Origin of the sequence: Aquirufa lenticrescens, from assembly GCF_019916085.1 — a bacterium.
In the GTDB taxonomy this organism is placed as follows: domain Bacteria; phylum Bacteroidota; class Bacteroidia; order Cytophagales; family Spirosomataceae; genus Aquirufa; species Aquirufa lenticrescens.
Window position 1 is genome coordinate 2,477,770 of record NZ_CP049834.1, and the last position, 20,128, is coordinate 2,497,897.

Genomic DNA, 20,128 nt, shown 5'->3' on the forward strand with positions numbered 1-20,128 from the left:
AAGGGAATCTGTATAAACACAAAAGCATAGTTGAATTTCTTCAACTATGCAGATATAGGGTAAAGGGATAGACTTATTCTTTCGTATCGTCTAACTCTTTGTTGATTTGATCTTTTACATCATTCTTCGCATTTTGAAACTCGCGAATACCTTTTCCAAGGCCTTTCATTAATTCTGGAAGTTTCTTCCCTCCAAAAAACAATAAAATCAATAAGCCAATCAATAGCATTTCGCCACCACCAAGGCTATTTAAAAATAATAATATGCTTGCATTCATCATATCGTGTTTTGTCTAAATTTCCGTAAATATATTTAAAAAAGGTTAATTATTCGTGTATTTAAAGATGTTTTTCAAACTCATCTAACTCCTCTTTGATCGCTTTTCCTACCCAAACTACGATCGCTAAATCATCCGCAAAACCTACAAAGGGTAGAAAGTCAGGAATAAAGTCAAAAGGCATCACAAAGTAGAGTAAAGCAGCCGTAATTTTAACTAACGTTATTAAAGGTAACTTAGTATAAGATCCTTGCACATAAGCTTTAATTAATTCGCTAAAGAGGATAATATAGCGATTCAATAATTTCACTACTGTCAAATTACTCGAAGAGGCCGTTTCTTGTACTTTTTTTAAAGCTCCTCGCAATAAACTAAGTAATCCTACTTTGTTCTGAGAAAAAAGCTCTTCACTCTTTTCCATTGCCTCCTTAAAAAAACGGGAGTCCACAATTCGCTTCACCCAAGTCCCTGATTGTGACATAATAATTTCGATTAATGCTTAAATATAATGAAATCATTTAAGGATTTGTCGTATTTTTGTATCGTTTTTTGAATCATTCTTACCAAAAATTATAACAATGAAAATCACAGTAGTAGGAGCAGGTGCTGTAGGAGCAACTTGTGCTGACAACATTGCCAGAAAAGAATTGGCAGATGAATTAGTTTTATTAGATATCAAAGAAGGTATCGCTGAAGGTAAAACATTAGATATGTATCAAACAGCTAGCTTGTTAGGTTTTGATACAACCTTAATCGGTTCTACGAATGATTACACAAAGACAGCTAACTCAGATGTAGTGGTAATTACTTCAGGACTTCCTCGTAAGCCAGGTATGACTCGTGAGGAGTTAATCGGGGTGAATGCTGGAATCGTGAAAAGTGTGGTAGAAAACATCTTAAAATATTCGAAAAACCCAATTATCGTGATCATCTCTAACCCGATGGATACGATGACGTATTTAGCTAAATCTGTAGCAGGATTAGACAAGCACCGCATCATTGGTATGGGTGGTACTTTAGACTCAGCACGTTTTAAATGCTATTTAGCGAAAGCAATGGATGTATCTATCAATGATATCTCAGGTACTGTTATCGGTGGCCACGGAGATACAACGATGATTCCATTGAAGCGCTTAGCGACTTACAATGGTGTTCCAGTTTCTCAATTCTTAGATGATACTACTTTAGATAAAGTGGTGGCTGATACGATGGTAGGTGGAGCTACTTTGACAGGCTTATTAGGTACGTCTGCTTGGTATGCGCCGGGTGCTGCTGGAGCGGCATTAGTAGAAGCTATCGTTCGTGATGAAAAGAAAATTATGGCTTGTTGCGTATCTCTTGATGGAGAATATGGCCAAAAAGATATCTGCTTAGGCGTTCCTGTCGTATTAGGCAAGAATGGTTGGGAGAAAATCGTTGATTATAAATTAACTGCTGATGAACAAGCTGCTTTCAACAAATCAGCTGATGCAGTTCGCAATATGAACTCGGTATTGGATACCTTGTCTCTATAAGTACCTAGTAATTTAAAAGCCTCTCCTATTTATATAGGAGAGGCTTTTTTATTTCCTTGAATTAATAGCGATTATTTCGAGCGAATGGCGATCACTGGATCCATCTTAGCCGCTACCCAAGCTGGGATAATTCCCGATAGAATTCCGATAAAGCTAGAGATAAATAATCCAGTCACAATATTCTTCATTGAAAGCACCAGCGGCAAAGCATCCTGCGGAATTAAGGTGAGTAAGACCACCAGTCCAATTCCCACTAATCCTCCAATCAAACTCAAGAATACCGCTTCAAAAAGAAACTGAAAAAGGATGAAGTAATTTTTAGCTCCTAAAGACTTTTGAATACCAATAATATTAGTGCGTTCCTTAACTGAAACGAACATAATATTAGCAATTCCGAAACCACCCACGAGTAAAGAGAATCCAGCGATTAAGGCACCCGCCACATTCAATGCTGCGAAGATTCCATCAAAAAATTGATTCAACCCATCTAAACGATTTACGGCAAAATTACTCTCTTGTTTAGGCTTAATGGAACGTAAAGAACGCATAAGACCTGTTACTTCTCCCTCTAAATTCTCTTGACCTAAATCATCGTCCATCGCTTTAATAGCGATATCTGGCGCTGGTTTATCCTTTTGGAATACGGCTGAAAAAGTAGAATAAGGAATAAATGCTTTTTCATCCGGTGTACCTCCAAAACTTAATATATCATTTCCCTTTTTCTCAATAATACCTATCACTTGAAATTTGATTCCATTTAACTTGATTTGATCTCCTACGGTGGCTTGTAGATTTTCTGAGACTTTGGCACCTATAATCACCACATTCAACGCATTCTCTGATTCAATCGGCAAGAAATAACGGCCAAACTGAACAGGAACGCTGGTAATTTGGTTATAATCATAACTAGCACCAGTCATATTCACATCCATACTAGAACTTCCCTTCGTCGCTGAAGCTGAACGGCCATTATCAATAATCGCAATAGCTTTCGCTGATTTCAAATTGTCTTTCAGGAATTGAAACTCAGTATATTTCATCTCTGGACGATTCAAGTATTTCCACCAAGGGTAGTTATTCTGCATAATCCAAGGCCATTTACCTACGTACAATACCCCAGAACCGGCAAATGAATCAATTTCAGAACGAATATTCTTATTCAAGGAATCGACTGCGGTGAAAACGGCAACAATGGCAAAAATCCCCACGCTAACGCCTAAAAGCGACAAAGTGGTGCGCATTAAATTCGAACGTAATGCCTGGTAGGCAAAGATCAAACTCTCGTAAACTTGGATTAAAAACTTCATAGGATTTTGCTAGAATTCAAATTTAGAAAATTAATCCCTAGAAATACGCTTCCTTTTTATGAACAGAGCGTATAAACTTTGAATGGCAATATGAAGGTAAGATTGGATTTTGTAATTTCACTTTTCCTTTTGGAATTATGAGCTGGAGCAATTACGAAGTACGTTTATTGAAAGACCATTTTGAGGGTCAGCTGTTTTTTGACGAGAGCCAAAACTCGCAAATAGCTAAGCGTATTTATGCGACTGACGCCTCCGTTTACCAAGTTAAACCAGCAGCGGTCGCTATTCCTGCTTCCATAAAAGACATCAAACGCCTGATTCAATTTGCCTCTCAAGCAAAGACAGGATTAATTCCAAGAGGAGCTGGGACCTCATTAGCAGGCCAGGTGGTGGGCGATGGTATCGTCATGGAAATCTCTTCTGCTTTAGGAAAAGTCATTTCACTAAATAGAAAAGAGAAATCAGTTTGGATCGAACCAGGAATCGTTAGAGATGATTTGAACAAACATTTAGCGACTGCTGATTTGTTTTTTGGCCCTGAAACCTCTACGGCAAATCGTGCCCTTCTAGGTGGAATGCTGGGCAATAATAGCTGTGGATTGCATAGTATTGTTTGGGGTTCCGTGCGGGATCATATTTTGGAAACACGTGCCTTTTTATCCGACGGTACTGAGATTCATACGCATCCATTGACTCGTGAGGAATTCTATCACAAGACTACCCTTCAAAATTTAGAAGGGAAGATTTATCGCGAGATTCATCGGATGTTAAATAACCCTGAAATTCAAACTTTAATTCGGGAGAAGTTTCCAAAAAAATCCATCAAACGTAGAAATACGGGCTATGCATTAGATGCCTTATTGGATATGCAACCCTTTAATCCGGAAGGTGAGCCCTTCAATCTTTCCAAGTTAATTGCGGGATCAGAGGGGACATTGGCGGTTGTGCATGCCATGAAATTGAATCTATTGGATCTACCTGAGCCAGAAGTGGCTCTTGTTTGTATTCATTGCCAAAGCCTACAAGAAGCATTACAGGTGAATATTGAGGCACTAAAGCACCCGATTCTGGCCTCTGAATTAGTGGATGATTACATCCTTTCGTTTACGGAAGGCCATCCAAATTTCGAAAAAGACCGCGATTTTATTGAAGGTAAGCCGGCTGCGATTTTAATGGTGGAGTTCCGATCAAGTGATCGCTCTAACTTAGAAAATCAAGTTAATCAACTCATTGATCAATTAAAGTCGAATAAACTGGGCTATGCCTACCCTACCTTATTTGGTCAGGATATTGCCAAAGGTTGGGATATCCGAAAAGCCGGTCTGGGATTAATACGTAACCTTGAGGGAGATACCCAACCCGTCAATTTGATCGAAGATTGTGCAGTAGATCCAAAGGATTTACCGGCTTATGTGGCAGAAATACAAGCGTTACTCGCCAAGAATGATACAAATGCGGCCTATTATGCGCACGCAGGAGCAGGAGAATTACATATAGAGCCATTTATTAACCTAAAGAGCCCTGAAGGTGTTTCTATTTTCCGTCAATTATTGACCGAAACGGTGGAAATACTAAAAAAATACAAAGGATCCTTAAGTGGCGAACACGGAGATGGTCGTTTGCGCGGCGAATTCATTCCCGCTTTAATGGGCAAAGAAGTTTATGACCTTTTCAAAGAGATTAAGCACGTATTTGACCCCCAAAATCTCTTTAATCCAGGTAAAATTACGGATAGTCCGCCGATGGACACGGCCTTCCGTTTTACCGATAAAAAAGCAGCTGAGCCAACCTATTTCTTTGATTATGGGGTTTGGAGAAACCCCTTAGGTCTTGCTGAAAAATGCTCTGGTTCCGGAGATTGCAAAAAGACAGCTTTAAGCGGTGGCACCATGTGCCCAAGTTATATGGCCACTTTGCAAGAAAAAGATTCTACCCGAGCAAGAGCTAATATGCTCAGACAACTCCTAAGTTCACCTAAAGAGGAAACATTCAGCAATCCAGATTTGCATGAAATTTTAGACTTATGTTTATCTTGCAAAGGTTGCCAAACGGAATGCCCTTCCGGCGTGGACATGGGTAAATTAAAGGCGGAAACGCTGCAACAGTCCTATTTAAAAAATGGAGTGCCCTTACGCACTAAATTAATCGGACACTTCCCTACCCTGCAGCGCTACGCAAGCTATGTGGCACCATTGTATAATTTTATTGTTGAATTCCCGCTGACGTCTAGCATAGTAAAACTAGCGATGGGATTCTCTATCGAACGAAGTCTACCTACGGTACAATTTACCAGCTTGGAAAAATGGTTTGAGCGTTATGCTCAGAAAAACCCACAGGATGCCTTTGAAAAAGGATTTGTTTATCTTTTAGCTGATGAATTCACGAATCACAATGAGGTTCCTTTAGGTCAAAAGACCGTTAAATTATTAAATCAATTAGGTTACGGGGTTCAAATTCCGAAAGGAATTGTCACTGGCAGAAGTTTTATTTCCAAAGGAATGTTAATTGAGGCTAAAGCGTTAGCCAATGCTAATGTAGACCAATTAGCAGATCTCATTTCGATTGACCGACCTTTGATTGGAATTGAACCAAGCGCCCTATTAACCTTCAGAGATGAAATCCCTTCTCTTGTTGATGCTGATAAACGCGAAAAAGCGGAACAATTAAAACCGAATTGCCTCTTAATCGACGAGTTCATCGCACGTGAATTCAAAGCAGGAAGAATAACTTCCGATTCTTTCCACGGCAAACAGCAAAAAATCCTTTTACACGGCCATTGCCACCAAAAATCAATCGCCGGATTGACATCTACCCGAATCGCATTAACGATTCCCACTCAGTATGAAGTAGAATTATTACCCACGGGTTGTTGCGGAATGGCGGGATCTTTTGGCTATGAAAAAAAACACTATAAAATTTCTCAACAAATCGCGAACCTTGTCCTTTTCCCTCGCTTGTTAAATAAACCCATCAAAAGCATCATCGCCAGCAATGGAACATCCTGTAGACACCAAATCAAAGATGGTATCGAACAAACAGGTTTCCACACGGCAGAAATTTTATTCAACGCACTCAAATGATCCAATACAACATATCGCTCTTTATTGAGCCCAGCATTACAGAAACTGCATTAAGAGCATTAAAAACCATAATAATGCCAGAAATCGAGAAGCAAGACTTCATCGATCAAATTCATTTATTCGAAATAAGTTCACACCAAGAGCCTGATTCAAACGGATACTCCTTACAATGCTGGTTGCCCGAATTCGAAGAAGGACACAAAGAGTTTATCGAAGGAGTTGTTTCTGGATTTTTCCAAAAGGAATTCGCGAACCAGTATGTGTACTTTCCGAGCCAGTTGAAGAGAGTATAAACAGTAGCCAGTGGACAGTGGACAGTAGTCATCGCTGCGCGATTTAGTCGTCTGCAGCTTAGTCACGACGTTGTCGTTTAGTCATCGCTTCACGATTTAGTCGTCTGCGGCTTAGTTAAATAAATATTTCCTAAACTCATCGCCGAAGGCGATTCCAACTTTGTGCTTTTTGCTTTGTTCTTTGTGCTTTATAAAGCCCAATCAATCGATTCTTGACCACTACCCACCAAGTATTCATTGATCTTCGAAAAAGGCTTCGTCTTAAAAAATCCACCTCTATTAGCTGATAAAGGTGATGGATGAGCCGCATGAATGATGAAGTGGCGTTTAGGATCAATGAATTTTGACAGCTTTTGGGCGTATGCTCCCCATAAAACAAAAATGACGTTTTGTTTCTCTTTATTTAAAATCTGGATGACTTCTTGAGTGAATTCCTCCCATCCTTGTTTCGCGTGTGAATTAGGCTCTCCTGAACGAACCGTTAAAACAGCATTCAGTAACAACACACCTTGATCAGCCCAGCTTCTTAAATCCCCATTATTTCGAATAACTTTCAAATCGTCATATAGTTCTTTGTAGATGTTACGAAGCGAAGGTGGCAAAGGGAAAGCAGAGGGAACAGAAAAAGATAAACCTTGCGCTTGTCCTAGGCCATGGTAAGGATCTTGACCAATGATCACAACTTTAGTTTTTGTAAAACTACACCGTTGGAAAGCGGTGAAAATCTGATCTAACGGTGGAAATACGTCATAAGAGATATACTCCTTTTCTAGAAACAACCCTATGTCTTGAAAATAAGAGGAAGAAATAGTGGAATTCAGCACCGTTTTCCAATCATTATTCAAAGTTTCGGCTAATTTTACAACAAGATTATTCATTATTCCAATTCACAGGATGACAGAAGCATATTCAAACGGATTCTTAGTTTCAGTAGACACAACTCATCTACCTGAATTTGAGCTAAATCCGCCTTACAAGCATTTTTTCTCCTACCAAATTACAATCAAAAATCTAAGTAATCAACCGGGACAATTAGTTAGTCGATTTTGGGAAATTGTGGATGGAATTGGATCAAAAGAAACAGTAAATGGATTAGGCGTTGTGGGCCAACAACCCATTATTGAACCCGGTAATTCTTTTACATATACATCTGGTTGCCCTTTAATCTCATCAATCGGTAAAATGAGTGGACATTATGTATTTCTTAATCTAGAAAACCAAGCTACCTTTAAAGTAGACATACCTGCCTTCGAACTGATTCCCGCTTACCACTTAAATTAATGAATCGTTTACAATTCTACTTTAAGGCGCAAACGGCTCACGGATTACACTCTCCATCCATCTATTCCTTGTATTGCGAAGTGCTAAATCCTTATTTAAAAGGGCAATTAAGCTATTCTCAATTAAAAGAAGCCATGGCTAATCATTATTCAGATTGTACTATTATGGAGATTCAATCTTATGTAGATCTTGCCAAAATACCTCAAAATACCATCCTTCTTTTTGAGAAACCGCACAGCCAAGAGAAAATTTGGAATGGATTAAATTCAAACCCAGCCGTTATACAGACTGTCGACTTATTTGACCTTGGGCTTCTCTTTTTAAAACCCATTTGCCCTAAACAGCATTTCTATTTACGCAAAATGGCCTAAAAAAAGGGGCTCAATTTGAGCCCCTTTTAATTATTTGTCTGCTTTCGCAATATCGACATTCACTCGCTTACCCTTGATTTGGGCGCCGCTCATTTTGTCTAATACGACATTCGCATATTCTTTCGGTACATCCACAAACGTGTGTTTGTTCTCAATTTGAATTTGACCTAATACGTTTCCTGGAATACCTGATTCTCCGGCAAAAGCTCCCACGATGTTCGATGGAGAGATTTTTTCGTTAAATCCGATGTTAACCACTAGACGTACCATATTCTCATCTGATTTGTAAGGCTTACCATCGCGATCTACACGAGGTCCACGAGGAGCTGAATTACGATCACCGCCTCTTTCGAAACGACCACCGCGGTCTCCGCCACGATCACCACCTCTTTCGAAACGGCCAGCACCACGGCGATCTCCGCCACGGTCTCCTCCACCCCAACGATCACCGCCACCGCCTCTTTCGAAACGACCGCCACCACCGCGTTCATCGCGACCGTACTTACGTGAGCTACGTTCCATATCGCCTTCGAGATTTTCATCACCAAATTCGTTCTTCACGACACCCATGTTCATTTTCACTAACGCAGCCACTACTTGCTCCACAGTGAAACCAGCATGTTGGAAATTAGGTAATGCATCATCGAATAACTCTAAACCGCCTTCAGCGATTGTAGCACCTACCCGATCAATAAACATACCCTTTTTCACACCTACAACGTCAGAGAACGTAGGAATCACTCCTTTATCAATCTTTACTTTCGTATAGTTCATGATATCACGCAAACGATTGCGTTCAGCTCCTACGACTAACGTAAATGCCTTACCAGACTTTCCGGCACGACCTGTACGACCGATACGGTGTACGTAATATTCTTCATCTAATGGAATATCGTAATTGATTACGGCATCCACGTTATCTACGTCCAAACCACGTGCCGCCACATCAGTAGCCACTAAGAAACTGACATTTCCACCACGGAAACGATTCATTACTTGGGTACGTTGTGATTGACGTAAGTCACCGTGAAGACCTTCAGCCGCATATCCACGCAACATCAATTCTTCCACCACTTCGTCTACACGTTTCTTTTGGTTACAGAAAATCAAGACCAATTTCAAGGAATAGAAGTCGATCAAACGAGTCGTCACTTCCATTTTCGCACGGCCCTTCACATCGTAGTATAATTGCTCGATGTTTACGTTCGTAATCTCATTCTTAACCACCTTCACTAACTTAGGGTTAGTTAAATAACGGTTTGTCAAGGCCATAATTGGCTTAGACATGGTTGCAGAGAACAAGACTGTTTGACGCTCATTCGGAATTTCTTCCAAAATACTTTCGATATCCTCGCGGAAACCCATATCTAACATCTCATCCGCCTCATCTAGAACGATCATCGATGTTTGATTTAATTTCAACGCACGACGTTCGATTAAGTCGATGACACGACCTGGTGTTCCCACCACGATGTTAGCCCCTGCTTTCAAGGACTTAATTTGACGATCGATGGAATCACCACCATATACCGTCGTCACCCAAACACCCTTCGTAAACTTAGACAACTTCTTCATTTCCTCAGAAACTTGAACCGCTAATTCACGCGTAGGACATAAGATGATTGCTTGAACATACTTCTCAAAAGGAACAATATGCTCAATCATCGGAATACCGAACGCGGCTGTTTTACCAGTACCTGTCTGTGCTTGACCGATGACATCACGACCTTCCATGACGAAAGGAATTGCTTCTGATTGGATGGGAGAAGCAAACTCAAAGCCCATTTCTTTTACTGCTTCTTGGATTCCTTCCGACAATGGAAGCGAATCGAAGCGAATTTTTTCACTCATTTGATATATTTAATTACGATGCCCGAACACATCCGTAATTTAACTCCTGCCGATAGCCTTTGAAAAAAGGAAAAAAGAGAGTTCCTGCGGATGTATTTAATAAACAAAGTACAAAAGTACTGCTTAATAAAGTAGCATCCAATAAAATTGTACTATTTTAATGAAGAACGCTTCTTAAAGCTGAAAATGATTTGATTATTCGAGGAATTAGGCAAAGTAGCGACTGTAATGCGCTTCTGATTTAAGCCCTCACCTACTAAGCGATTCTTTAACACGTAAGCGTGTTCTTTAGCCACAATAGCCCCTTTTTCAGAGGCAACTTGTATCTGTACATCTACCTCTTTGAATTTATTCATTCCAGAGGCAATTTGCTTAAATAAATAGGTTTTAGGAGAAGCCAGCAATTCAGTTTTATCACTAAAATCAAGCTCAGTACAGGTGAGATCCAATGGCGTAACCACTGTTGAATCAGTTACATACGCATGAAAATCAACCACCATCGACTCTTTAGGTACTTGAAATGCCTTACCTTCTGGCCAAGTCAACGAAACTAAAGAATCGTTAGTTCCTTTAGCTGAATCAACCACCGCCTTCGTTAAACTATCATTTAATTTAGTTAAACTATCGATTGGAATAATTTGATCTGCATCCTCTTTTTCTACCACCTCATCTGTTCCACCGCCTCTTAAGGCAAAAAACAAACCAATTGCCAGCACTAAGATTCCAGCAATCACTCCGGCAATCAACTTATAATTAGGTGCAGGGCGATCATCCGCTGCGACAAACGGCTCGTCAAATACAAATGAATCCCCTTTTAACACATCGTTTAAAACCAAGATATCAATCAAAGCCACCTGTATTTTGGCAGGCGTTAAGGCATAAAAATCGGATGTAGCCGGCTGATAATACTCTCCAAAAGACTTATAGTCACGAAGTGCATCATAGTCAAATTCTTTCAATCGATAACCGTATAGAGCGTAACTCAAGGTCAAACCTTTAATGATGGTTGAGCTTTTGGCCCCTAATTGACCTCCCAATAAAGTCGCAATAGCACTTTTCTTATCAGGTAACAGAATACCCATCATTCCTTCACCAAAACGATACATCGCCTCATAATCTGGCATCCCCTTACCCGAACTCAATAACTTAGCTACCTCTTCCGCAGGAGCGGACTTCGCTAACATAAAATTATAGAGCGCATTGAAACGAATCCGATTTCGAAATAACTTTATCACACTACCTAAAACAACCGCTTCGAAGGCAGGAATCAATTCCAGCACCTTCTCCTGCTTCTCTGTACAAAGATCTGCGAGACGCTTAGCAAAAAATGCTTTTTCTTCGGGTGTGATTAATGTAAAAACCTGGCTCATATGGATTATTTCTAACACAAAATTACCTTATTTTTTTTATTTGCTTACCTTTGTAAGATGAAAAAGGTGTTATTTATTGATAGAGATGGGACTTTAATTGAAGAACCTAAAATTGACCAACAAGTGGATAGCTTTGAAAAGCTTGCCTTCTTGCCAGGGGTTATCTCTAATCTAAAGAAAATAGACACGATTACTGACTACGAATTAGTGATGGTGACTAATCAGGATGGTTTAGGAACGGATTCTTTTCCGGAAGAAACGTTTTGGCCAGCGCACCAAAAGATGTTAGATATCTTCGCATCAGAAGGTCTCATCTTTCAACAAATTCACATTGACCGTAGTTTTGCTCACGAGAATAAGCCCACGCGCAAACCAGGAATTGGTTTACTAGGCGAATATTTTTCTAATGAATACGATTTAGCGAATTCAATCGTCATCGGGGATCGTTTGACCGATATTGAATTAGCGAAGAATTTAGGGGCCAAAGGTATTTTCATCGGTGATTTAGAAATCCCATCTGAATTACAGCCTTATACTGCCTTGCAATGTGCGAATTGGAACGACATTCACGAGTTTTTCCTTTTGCCAGCAAGACGTGTCCTGCATGAGCGCAATACACACGAGACAAAAATTTCCATTGATTTAAATTTAGATGGAAAAGGTGTTGCAAAGAACGAAACAGGCTTAGGCTTTTTCGATCATATGCTAGACCAAATAGCGAAACACGGAAATCTCGATTTAGCCATAAAAGTAAATGGAGATCTTCATATTGATGAACACCACACCATTGAAGACACTGGCATTGCTTTAGGTGAGGCATTTGCATTAGCACTAGGCAACAAGAAAGGAATAGAACGATACGGCTTCTTATTACCCATGGATGATTGTTTGGCACAGGTGGCTATTGACTTCTCGGGACGTAATTGGTTAGTTTGGGAGGCTACATTCAAAAGGGAGATGATCGGTGAAATGCCTACTGAGATGTTTTACCACTTCTTCAAATCCTTTTCGGATGGATCTAGATGTAATTTAAACATCCAGGCTTCTGGAGAAAACGAGCACCACAAGATAGAGGCGATCTTCAAAGGCTTTGCAAAAGCCATTAAAATGGCAGTGAATCGCGATCGAAAAAATTTAGATTCTTTGCCAAGTACCAAAGGACTTCTTTAAAATAATTTGTAAATTTGCATTATTAAACAACAATACAATGGGATATTCAGGAGCAGCGTTTTTTATCATCTTATTTGCAATTTCAATTGTAGTAGGTGCTAAACTTCAAAAGATCTATAAAGAGAGAGGAAAATAATCCTCTCTCTTTTAGTTTAATTTCCCATCGTCTGCAAAACTATAAAAAGTAGACGACCCTATGATGAGGTGATCTACCACATCAATATCAAATATCTTACCTGCCGCAACGACTTGTTTTGTTAAATCCACGTCTGACTTACTTGGTCGCATTTGATCGCTTGGGTGATTATGCGCGAGTATAATAGAAGAGGTTAATCGTTCTAAGGCAGACTTATACAATAACCTAAGGTCTACCGTAGTTCCAGAGACACCACCCATACTTAATTTCTCTGCCAATACGACGGTAGAGGCTCGATTAAGGTGAAATACCCAGAACTCTTCTCGGATCAAATCAGCTAAATAAGGCTTTATTAAACTATACGCATCAATGGAATTCCGAATCACTAGCTTAGAACTAGATTCATAAATCTGACGCCTTCTTCCTAATTCCAAAGCCGCCACTAATAAAGCCGCTTTAGCAGGACCTATTCCCTTTAATTTTTTAAAATCAAACGAATTATAACGGGCTAATAAACACAAATCGCCATCAATGGCATCTACTAAAAGTTGTGCTAAATCACCGGCTGAATGATCTGCGAACCCAGAACCAATCAAAATGGTCAAGATTTCGACCAACGACATATCACTCGCTCCTAGGCGAGCTAATTTTTCTCGAGGCATCTCCTCTTTCTGGGTGATTTTCATTCAAGAAAGGTAACCCATATAAACGAATAAACCCCTCTTATGGAGGGGTTTATCACTATCTTGGTAATCTAAAATTAAGCAGCTACTTTATTCACTAACTTAGCTAATTTAGATTTTTGATTTGCAGCTTTATTCTTGTGGATGATGTTTTTCTTAGCCAATTTATCCAAAGAAGAAGAAACTTGTTTGAAAAGCTCTACCACAACCGATTTATCAGTCGTCAATCTCAATTTCTTGATTAATGTACGAGTTGATTTGTGTTGGTAACGATTACGTAAACGCTTTGCTTCGTTAGAACGGATACGCTTTAGTGCTGATTTATGATTTGCCATCTGTTAAATAAAATTCTCTTTTTACAAAATTGAAATGCAAAAGTAACCAATATGAAATTAAATAACAAGTGCTGTCTTAAAATTTATGTGTTTATTCTTTGTGTATTAACGGCACACGCTGAAACTAGAGGCACTTGGGGATTCTTTGGTCATCGCAAAATCAATTTGCTGGCCACCTATACCTTACCTCCTAGCCTCTATTCCTTTTATCGTAGACATCATAAAGAACTACAAGAGCTTGCCGTTCTACCGGATTCCAGACGGTATATCCTTGATGCAGAGGCGGCTAGACATTACATTGACCTCGACCAATATGACCTTAATCAAGTCAGTTTTAGTACTTGGGAACAAATGTTACGCAAAAGACCAGACGATTCACTTCAGAAGCATGGGATTGTTCCATGGCATATTCCCATTGTCTATCAAAGACTAGTGCAAGCGTTCCTTAAAAAGGATACGCTACAAATAATTAAACTATCGGCAGAATTAGGACATTACGTGGCAGATTCTCACGTTCCATTACACACGAGTTCGAATTACGATGGTCAAAAAACGGGACAAAGTGGCCTGCACAGTTTTTGGGAATCGCGTATTCCAGAAATTCTAGGGAATCAATTAGATCAATTTAGTGGACCTGCCACCTTCGTTCCAGATGTACAACATAGCGCATGGACCTGGGTGCTTGCTTCCCACAAACAATTGCCCCTATTGTTTTCAATGGCTACTAAAGTGGGTGCTCAATTAAAAGATGGTGAAAAATATAGCTTTGAGCAAAAAGGACAGGCTTTAGTTAAAATACAGAGCCTGAAATACAGTCTAGCGTATCACAAGTCACTAAATCGCCAAATTGAAACGAGGTTTTTGGCCGCCATTCAGCATGTAGGTGATTTGTGGTATTCCGCTTGGTTAACTGCAGGACAACCATCTTTCGAATAATTTTTGCAATTTTGCAGGATGAAATCCACTCTTTTTATTCAATTGAAGCCGGGGAAAGACGCACCGGTCAAACGTTTTCACCCTTGGGTATTTTCTGGAGCCATTGCGAAGCAAAGCCCTAATCTTCAAGATGGAGACTGGGTTACCGTCCTTAGTTCGAGAGATGAATTCTTAGGAACAGGCCACTATCACAATGGAAGTATCGCGGTTAAAATCATCTCGTTCCAAGAAATTGAATCGAAGAGCGCGTTTTGGGAAAAACGTATACAAAATGCTTGGGATTTACGGGCACTATTGCCTTTGGAAAAAACCAATGCCTTTCGTCTGATTCACGGGGAAGGCGATGGCTGCCCAGGCTTGATTATGGATTTATACAAAGACGTGCTTGTTTTTCAAGCTCATACCATCGGAATGCACCGCGATCGCGATGAAATTGTAGAAGCCATTAAAAAAGTATTAGGTAAGAAAATCAAGGCTATTTATGATAAAAGCAGGGAGACATTGCCTACAGAATATGCACAAAATTGCACAAATGGATACGTATTTGGCGAAGTAGCTGTTCCTTACACAGTCAAAGAAAATGGAATCTCCTTCTCTATCAACTGGATTACCGGCCAAAAAACTGGATTCTTCATCGATCAACGCGAAAACAGAGCTCTTCTAGCGAAATATGCGAAAGGCAAATCGGTACTTAATACCTTCTGTTATTCTGGCGGGTTCTCACTTTATGCCATAGAGGCTGGAGCTGCCTCTGTGATCTCTTTAGATGCCTCTGCTAAAGCCATCGATTTAGTCAACGCTAATATCGAGTTGAACAAGATGCAAAGTTTACAGCACGAAGCTATTGTAGGAGAAACCCTACCCTATTTAAAGGCCAATGAAGATGAATTTGATATTATCGTATTAGATCCACCTGCCTTTGCTAAATCATTGAATGCGAAACACAAAGCACTTCAAGGGTATCAAAAAATCAATGAATTAGCGTTAAAAAAGATCAAGAAAAACGGGTTACTCTTCACCTATTCTTGCTCTCAAGTCATCACGCGCGATTTGTTTTACAATATGCTAGTGGCTGCCGGGATTTCAGTAGGCCGTGAAATTCAAGTGATTCACCAGATGACACAATCGCCTGATCACCCGATCAACCTCTTTCACCCAGAAAGTAATTACTTGAAGGGATTTGTACTAAAAGTATTATAAACAAAAAAGGCAGCTCGGGAGCTGCCTTTTTTATTAGTTAACAAATCTGAAAAGTCGATTCCAGCGGATAACCTCCCAGAACTTCCAAGAGAATAAAGACTTATTCGCATCAATTGACATCCAAACAAAGAACGCTTTTCCGACAATATGGTCTGAAGGAACAAAACCCCAGAAGCGCGAATCAGCTGAATTATGGCGATTATCACCCATCATAAAATAGTAATCTTGTTTGAAAGTGTATGAGGTAATTGCTTTACCGTCAATAGAAATTTGATAGCCATTCACGACCACATTCTTATTTCCTTCGTATTTCTGAATCGCCTCGCTATACAAAGCCACATTACCTGGTGTCAAAGGCACTGTCAAACCTTTTGCAGGTACTTTTAACGGGCCATAGAAATCACGGTTCCATTTATATAAAGTGGTATCGTGCGGGAAAATATCCACAAAGGTTACCCCCTTAGGATCTTTGAATAAATTTGTATCAAACGTTTTGTTGAAAGGTAAAGCATTCATTTCATCCATCATTGCTTTGGACGTATTCAATTTATAACCCCAAAGCACATTTTGCGAATCTGGTTCTGCTAAAGGCAACCAATCAGCTGAGTCATAGCTCGCGTCAGGTGCATTGCGAATACCATATGCTTCGAAGAATTTATCATCTAAATTCTCCTTCGTCTTCATGAAAATAGGATGCTGCATCCGTTCTGGATTTTCCATCGCTTTTCCATTGACGATTACTTGTTGGTCACGAACCTCCAAAACATCACCAGGAGTCGCCACGCAGCGTTTCACATAAAACGTACGCAAATCCACAGGCGCATCTCCATCTTCCTCGAAATTAGGCACATTAAAGACCACCGCATCACCTTGCTTCACAGAGGAGAATCCGGGAAGTCGGTAAATAGGTAAATCTAGCCAACGTAAATAGGAGGGAATGTTCGTAAACCAAATCTTTTGATGAGTTAAAGGTAATTGCAAAGGTGTCTTAGGCGTGCGCACCCCGTAGTGAAGCTTACTCACAAATAAGAAGTCCCCTACCATCAAAGAACTCTCCATGGAAGGAGTTGGAATTGTATAGGCTTCGAATACAAAAAAGCGAATTAAGGTGGCTGCCACTACAGCAAATGCTACCGAATCTAACCACTCTCTGAATGCCGATTTTTGTTTTTTAGGTGTTTCTTTCGTTTCCTTCATCTTATTTTAACATATCGTCCATACCAAGGACTCCTTTTTTATCTTGAACCCATTCTGCTGCAATCACAGCGCCTAAGGCAAATCCCTCCCGGCTAAATGCCTCGTGGGTAATCTCGATCTGATCTACTTTGGAAATATACTTTACCGTATGCGTGCCCGGGATAATTGACTCGCGCTGTGACCAAATCGCTACCTCATTAGCCGCCGGAATCTCATTATTCACCCACTTATCTTTGGTCGCATAGGCATCTATGATCCCTTCAGCGATCGTAATTGCCGTGCCACTCGGAGAATCTTTCTTCTCTAAATGATGAATCTCATTTGTATAAATATCGTATTCTTTCTGCGGAGCCATCAATTGAGCTAGCATTTTATTCAAACGAAAAAACAAGTTCACACCAATTGAATAATTAGACGCATAGAAGAAAGTCGAATTCTTTTCTTTCGTCAAACTCTCTACTTCTGACTTCTTTTCTAACCAACCTGTCGTACCACAAACCACCGGAATTTGCTTATTTATGCAAGTTAATATATTCGCGTAAGCAGACGCTGGATTCGAAAATTCAATCGCCACATCAGCGTCAGCAGACGTTAAGGCCTGCAAATCGGCTTGATTATCAACATCTATTTTAGCTACAATAGAATGGCCACGACCTAACGCGATGCGTTCGATTTCTTTGCCCATTTTACCATAACCGATTAATACTATCTTCATCTTTATTTAAAATTAAACGTTAAGGTGAGTCCGGATACCAAACTTTGGGAAAAAGGCTGGTAATCTACTGTCGGTTTCACCTTTAAACTGATATCATCCGACACATCAAATGTTTTCAAATGTGCACTCACATTCGCATCCACCACATTCAAAGTCCAGGCTAAAACCATACCAATATAGGTATAATCCCTATTTCTTCTATATCCGTCGGTTAAACGCTTTAACTGATTGACATCTAAATCCCGAATCGTTCCATCCTCATAAGGAACCGCCACTGTCGTAGGTGGTTTATACGTAGGATCATCCGGGTGGTTAGAAACTTCGTAATAATAGGCTCTATACTTTGAATAGCGGACATCATTCCAATTCGCAATCATACCTAAGGATACAAATGCCCCAGCGACAAGAGGTAATTTCCAATATTGCCTGTTATACAATTGCCCCCAACCAGGAATCATTAAGGACTTAAGCGTGGCTTGTCGCGGAATGATTTTATAAGGTTTGGTTACGGCTTTCACCACCGGTTTCAATTGAATCGAATCCTTCACATCCTTCGCGTGCAGGCCTAACGGTATCAACAAAACTAGCAGGAAGTACCGAAAGTACATTATTGAACTTTGTTAAGAATGGTTAAAAGCTCTTCTTTCGTTTTAAAACTTAACTTGATCTCTCCCTCTCCTTTTTCATTGATTTTCAAAGCTACGGGTGCTTTGAAAAAAGATTTCAAAGTAGATTGCCATGCTTGAAGTTCCTGTGCGGAAACTTTTACAGCAGTTGAGCCAGAGATGGGAGTATCTATGTTTCCAGATTGGCGTACGGCATCCTCTAAACGTCGAACAGACCAATCCTCAGCTATAGCTTTTTGGAATAAGGCATTCTGCAATACGGTATCTTCCAAGGAAACCAAACAACGGGCATGACCCATCGATAATTTATTATCTCGAATCGCCACTTGAATATGCGGTGGCAATTTCAGCAAACGCATGTAATTCGTCACCGTCGAACGATTTTTCCCTACACGAGCACCTAAATCTTCTTGTTTCAAATTGCATTCCTCCATTAATCTCTTGTAAGAGAGGGCAATTTCAATAGCATTCAGGTTCTCCCGTTGAATATTCTCAATCAACGCCATTTCGATCATTTGTTGATCGTCAGCCGTCCGAACATATGCAGGAATCGTTTTCAATCCAGCTATTTTAGATGCTTGAAAACGACGTTCGCCGGAGATTAATTGGTATTTTTTGGCAGAAATCTTACGAACCGTAATAGGCTGAATAATACCCTGGACACGAATCGATTCTGCTAATTCTTGTAAAGCTTCTGAAGCAAAGTATTCCCGTGGTTGAAAGGGATTAGTCTCGATTAATTCTAAGGCAATCTCATCCATTAAGTTCACCCCTTCTAGACTTCCAGCAAAATCAGATGGATGGCGCGCTTGCAAGCCACCTCCATCAGAATCCTCTAATAAGGCACCCAAACCACGTCCTAAACCCGTTCTCTTCTTTGCGTTTTCTTGCTTTGCACTCATATTTCTTTACCTAGATGGTCACTAATAAACCATTCTTACGAATAATCTCTTTAGCTAAATTCAAATAACTAATTGCCCCTTTACTGTCCGCATCATGTAAAATAGCCGGAACACCAAAACTAGGAGACTCAGACAAACGAATATTACGAGGAATAATCGTCTCAAAAACCATATTTTTAAAATGAGAATTCACTTCATTTACCACCTGATTCGATAAGCGCAAACGCAGATCGTACATGGTTAATAAAATCCCCTCAATGACTAAAGCGGTATTCAATCGTGATTGAATAATCTTAATGGTATTCAGTAATTTACCTAAACCCTCCAGCGCATAATATTCACATTGCACGGGAATAATCACTGAATCCGCAGCTGTAAGGCTATTAATGGTAATCAATCCTAAGGAAGGCGAGCAATCCATAATGATAAAATCATATTGATCTTTTACCGCTTCAAGCGCTTCTTTCATCTTCCGTTCCCGATTATTCAGATTGATCATTTCAATCTCCGCACCTACTAAATCAATATGGGATGGAATTATATCTAAAAAAGGGACTTCGGTAGGTAGAATACTATCCTGAACGGTAGAAAGCCCTACCATACATTCGTAAATGCTGTTCTTCACTTCTTTCGGGTTAAAACCTAATCCAGAAGTGGAATTAGCCTGAGGATCCGCATCAATCAAAAGGGTCTTGAATTCAAAAGCAGCTAAACTGGCAGCTAAATTAATAGCTGTCGTTGTTTTCCCTACTCCCCCTTTTTGATTTGCAATCGCGATTGTTTTGCCCATAGGATGTTTAACGAAATGAATTAACAATATTACAAAAAAGGTTTCACATCTATCTCGAATTTCTTGTATCTTGTCATCAAAAATTCAGCAAACC

21 protein-coding genes are annotated in these 20,128 nt (G+C 39.9%); 8 read left to right on the forward strand and 13 right to left on the reverse strand.

Annotation, left to right across the window (positions count from 1 at the left end):
* Window positions 1–73: 73 nt before the first annotated feature.
* Both G9X62_RS11090 and G9X62_RS11095 read right to left on the reverse strand, forming a co-directional pair.
* Complete coding sequence (locus tag G9X62_RS11090; protein ID WP_315857617.1) at window positions 74–277, reverse strand: Sec-independent protein translocase subunit TatA/TatB; 204 nt, start codon at window positions 275–277, stop codon at window positions 74–76.
* A gap of 61 nt (window positions 278–338) precedes the next feature.
* A complete protein-coding gene (locus tag G9X62_RS11095) occupies window positions 339–758 on the reverse strand; it encodes a YkvA family protein (RefSeq protein WP_223130770.1) in 420 nt (139 codons plus the stop codon).
* 97 nt (window positions 759–855) lie between these two features.
* On the opposite strand from G9X62_RS11095, the gene mdh reads away from it, so the two are divergent.
* Window positions 856–1,791 carry a malate dehydrogenase gene (gene mdh / locus G9X62_RS11100; protein ID WP_223130771.1) on the forward strand — a complete coding sequence of 312 codons (936 nt, stop codon included), beginning with the start codon at window positions 856–858 and terminating at the stop codon, window positions 1,789–1,791.
* A gap of 71 nt (window positions 1,792–1,862) precedes the next feature.
* Here the strand turns inward: mdh and G9X62_RS11105 are convergent, their stop codons facing one another.
* Window positions 1,863–3,098, reverse strand: coding sequence for an ABC transporter permease (locus tag G9X62_RS11105; protein WP_223130772.1), 1,236 nt, complete (start codon window positions 3,096–3,098; stop codon window positions 1,863–1,865).
* 137 nt (window positions 3,099–3,235) lie between these two features.
* On the opposite strand from G9X62_RS11105, the gene G9X62_RS11110 reads away from it, so the two are divergent.
* Window positions 3,236–6,178 carry an FAD-binding and (Fe-S)-binding domain-containing protein gene (locus G9X62_RS11110; RefSeq protein WP_223130773.1) on the forward strand — a complete coding sequence of 981 codons (2,943 nt, stop codon included), beginning with the start codon at window positions 3,236–3,238 and terminating at the stop codon, window positions 6,176–6,178.
* A complete protein-coding gene (locus tag G9X62_RS11115; protein WP_223130774.1) occupies window positions 6,175–6,471 on the forward strand; it encodes a DUF4286 family protein in 297 nt (98 codons plus the stop codon). Before G9X62_RS11110 ends, G9X62_RS11115 begins: the two co-directional genes overlap by 4 nt.
* Before the next feature lie 188 nt (window positions 6,472–6,659).
* Here the strand turns inward: G9X62_RS11115 and G9X62_RS11120 are convergent, their stop codons facing one another.
* A complete protein-coding gene (locus tag G9X62_RS11120) occupies window positions 6,660–7,349 on the reverse strand; it encodes a uracil-DNA glycosylase (protein WP_223130775.1) in 690 nt (229 codons plus the stop codon).
* 16 nt (window positions 7,350–7,365) lie between these two features.
* On the opposite strand from G9X62_RS11120, the gene apaG reads away from it, so the two are divergent.
* Window positions 7,366–7,752 carry a Co2+/Mg2+ efflux protein ApaG gene (apaG, locus tag G9X62_RS11125; protein ID WP_223130776.1) on the forward strand — a complete coding sequence of 129 codons (387 nt, stop codon included), beginning with the start codon at window positions 7,366–7,368 and terminating at the stop codon, window positions 7,750–7,752.
* Window positions 7,752–8,123 (forward strand): hypothetical protein, encoded by a 372-nt coding sequence (locus G9X62_RS11130; protein WP_223130777.1) that lies wholly within the window; start codon window positions 7,752–7,754, stop codon window positions 8,121–8,123. The genes apaG and G9X62_RS11130 overlap by 1 nt, the downstream gene beginning before the upstream one ends.
* A gap of 30 nt (window positions 8,124–8,153) precedes the next feature.
* Here the strand turns inward: G9X62_RS11130 and G9X62_RS11135 are convergent, their stop codons facing one another.
* Complete coding sequence (locus G9X62_RS11135) at window positions 8,154–9,974, reverse strand: DEAD/DEAH box helicase (protein ID WP_223130778.1); 1,821 nt, start codon at window positions 9,972–9,974, stop codon at window positions 8,154–8,156.
* 152 nt (window positions 9,975–10,126) lie between these two features.
* Complete coding sequence (locus G9X62_RS11140; protein ID WP_223130779.1) at window positions 10,127–11,344, reverse strand: hypothetical protein; 1,218 nt, start codon at window positions 11,342–11,344, stop codon at window positions 10,127–10,129.
* Window positions 11,345–11,401: 57 nt separating this feature from the next.
* Here G9X62_RS11140 and hisB point away from each other — a divergent pair, with 57 nt between their 5' ends.
* A complete protein-coding gene (gene hisB / locus G9X62_RS11145) occupies window positions 11,402–12,514 on the forward strand; it encodes a bifunctional histidinol-phosphatase/imidazoleglycerol-phosphate dehydratase HisB (protein WP_223130780.1) in 1,113 nt (370 codons plus the stop codon).
* Between the two features lie 147 nt (window positions 12,515–12,661).
* On the opposite strand, the gene G9X62_RS11150 is transcribed toward hisB, so the two are convergent.
* Both G9X62_RS11150 and rpsT read right to left on the reverse strand, forming a co-directional pair.
* Window positions 12,662–13,336, reverse strand: a complete 675-nt coding sequence (locus G9X62_RS11150; RefSeq protein WP_223130781.1) for a JAB domain-containing protein — start codon at window positions 13,334–13,336, stop codon at window positions 12,662–12,664.
* Between the two features lie 74 nt (window positions 13,337–13,410).
* The gene (gene rpsT, locus G9X62_RS11155) at window positions 13,411–13,668 is read right to left on the reverse strand and encodes a 30S ribosomal protein S20 (RefSeq protein ID WP_223130782.1); all 258 of its coding nucleotides are present in this window, start codon (window positions 13,666–13,668) and stop codon (window positions 13,411–13,413) included.
* Window positions 13,669–13,719: 51 nt separating this feature from the next.
* On the opposite strand from rpsT, the gene G9X62_RS11160 reads away from it, so the two are divergent.
* Window positions 13,720–14,604 carry a zinc dependent phospholipase C family protein gene (locus tag G9X62_RS11160; RefSeq protein ID WP_223130783.1) on the forward strand — a complete coding sequence of 295 codons (885 nt, stop codon included), beginning with the start codon at window positions 13,720–13,722 and terminating at the stop codon, window positions 14,602–14,604.
* A gap of 18 nt (window positions 14,605–14,622) precedes the next feature.
* On the forward strand, window positions 14,623–15,804 hold the full coding sequence (locus G9X62_RS11165; RefSeq protein WP_223130784.1) for a class I SAM-dependent rRNA methyltransferase: 1,182 nt from the start codon (window positions 14,623–14,625) through the stop codon (window positions 15,802–15,804).
* Window positions 15,805–15,837: 33 nt separating this feature from the next.
* On the opposite strand, the gene lepB is transcribed toward G9X62_RS11165, so the two are convergent.
* The 5 genes from lepB to G9X62_RS11190 are packed head-to-tail and all read right to left on the reverse strand — an operon-like array spanning window position 15,838 to window position 20,034.
* Window positions 15,838–17,001, reverse strand: a complete 1,164-nt coding sequence (lepB, locus tag G9X62_RS11170) for a signal peptidase I (protein WP_223130785.1) — start codon at window positions 16,999–17,001, stop codon at window positions 15,838–15,840.
* Between the two features lies 1 nt (window position 17,002).
* Window positions 17,003–17,716 carry a 4-hydroxy-tetrahydrodipicolinate reductase gene (gene dapB, locus G9X62_RS11175; protein ID WP_223130786.1) on the reverse strand — a complete coding sequence of 238 codons (714 nt, stop codon included), beginning with the start codon at window positions 17,714–17,716 and terminating at the stop codon, window positions 17,003–17,005.
* A gap of 2 nt (window positions 17,717–17,718) precedes the next feature.
* Entirely contained in the window at window positions 17,719–18,324 is a 606-nt protein-coding gene (locus G9X62_RS11180) for a DUF5683 domain-containing protein (RefSeq protein ID WP_223130787.1), read from the reverse strand.
* Window positions 18,324–19,244, reverse strand: coding sequence for a ParB/RepB/Spo0J family partition protein (locus G9X62_RS11185; protein ID WP_223130788.1), 921 nt, complete (start codon window positions 19,242–19,244; stop codon window positions 18,324–18,326). Before G9X62_RS11185 ends, G9X62_RS11180 begins: the two co-directional genes overlap by 1 nt.
* A 10-nt stretch (window positions 19,245–19,254) precedes the next feature.
* Window positions 19,255–20,034 (reverse strand): ParA family protein, encoded by a 780-nt coding sequence (locus tag G9X62_RS11190; RefSeq protein WP_130896832.1) that lies wholly within the window; start codon window positions 20,032–20,034, stop codon window positions 19,255–19,257.
* Window positions 20,035–20,128: the final 94 nt, after the last annotated feature.

Excerpts from the sequence above, each read along its gene's own strand:
- G9X62_RS11090 (WP_315857617.1), bottom strand. The coding sequence starts at position 277 with ATGAATGCAAGCATATTATTATTTTTAAATAGCCTTGGTGGTGGCGAA.
- G9X62_RS11095 (WP_223130770.1), bottom strand. The coding sequence starts at position 758 with ATGTCACAATCAGGGACTTGGGTGAAGCGAATTGTGGACTCCCGTTTT.
- mdh (WP_223130771.1), top strand. The coding sequence starts at position 856 with ATGAAAATCACAGTAGTAGGAGCAGGTGCTGTAGGAGCAACTTGTGCT.
- G9X62_RS11105 (WP_223130772.1), bottom strand. The coding sequence starts at position 3,098 with ATGAAGTTTTTAATCCAAGTTTACGAGAGTTTGATCTTTGCCTACCAG.
- G9X62_RS11110 (WP_223130773.1), top strand. The coding sequence starts at position 3,236 with ATGAGCTGGAGCAATTACGAAGTACGTTTATTGAAAGACCATTTTGAG.
- G9X62_RS11115 (WP_223130774.1), top strand. The coding sequence starts at position 6,175 with ATGATCCAATACAACATATCGCTCTTTATTGAGCCCAGCATTACAGAA.
- G9X62_RS11120 (WP_223130775.1), bottom strand. The coding sequence starts at position 7,349 with ATGAATAATCTTGTTGTAAAATTAGCCGAAACTTTGAATAATGATTGG.
- apaG (WP_223130776.1), top strand. The coding sequence starts at position 7,366 with ATGACAGAAGCATATTCAAACGGATTCTTAGTTTCAGTAGACACAACT.
- G9X62_RS11130 (WP_223130777.1), top strand. The coding sequence starts at position 7,752 with ATGAATCGTTTACAATTCTACTTTAAGGCGCAAACGGCTCACGGATTA.
- G9X62_RS11135 (WP_223130778.1), bottom strand. The coding sequence starts at position 9,974 with ATGAGTGAAAAAATTCGCTTCGATTCGCTTCCATTGTCGGAAGGAATC.
- G9X62_RS11140 (WP_223130779.1), bottom strand. The coding sequence starts at position 11,344 with ATGAGCCAGGTTTTTACATTAATCACACCCGAAGAAAAAGCATTTTTT.
- hisB (WP_223130780.1), top strand. The coding sequence starts at position 11,402 with ATGAAAAAGGTGTTATTTATTGATAGAGATGGGACTTTAATTGAAGAA.
- G9X62_RS11150 (WP_223130781.1), bottom strand. The coding sequence starts at position 13,336 with ATGAAAATCACCCAGAAAGAGGAGATGCCTCGAGAAAAATTAGCTCGC.
- rpsT (WP_223130782.1), bottom strand. The coding sequence starts at position 13,668 with ATGGCAAATCATAAATCAGCACTAAAGCGTATCCGTTCTAACGAAGCA.
- G9X62_RS11160 (WP_223130783.1), top strand. The coding sequence starts at position 13,720 with ATGAAATTAAATAACAAGTGCTGTCTTAAAATTTATGTGTTTATTCTT.
- G9X62_RS11165 (WP_223130784.1), top strand. The coding sequence starts at position 14,623 with ATGAAATCCACTCTTTTTATTCAATTGAAGCCGGGGAAAGACGCACCG.
- lepB (WP_223130785.1), bottom strand. The coding sequence starts at position 17,001 with ATGAAGGAAACGAAAGAAACACCTAAAAAACAAAAATCGGCATTCAGA.
- dapB (WP_223130786.1), bottom strand. The coding sequence starts at position 17,716 with ATGAAGATAGTATTAATCGGTTATGGTAAAATGGGCAAAGAAATCGAA.
- G9X62_RS11180 (WP_223130787.1), bottom strand. The coding sequence starts at position 18,324 with ATGTACTTTCGGTACTTCCTGCTAGTTTTGTTGATACCGTTAGGCCTG.
- G9X62_RS11185 (WP_223130788.1), bottom strand. The coding sequence starts at position 19,244 with ATGAGTGCAAAGCAAGAAAACGCAAAGAAGAGAACGGGTTTAGGACGT.
- G9X62_RS11190 (WP_130896832.1), bottom strand. The coding sequence starts at position 20,034 with ATGGGCAAAACAATCGCGATTGCAAATCAAAAAGGGGGAGTAGGGAAA.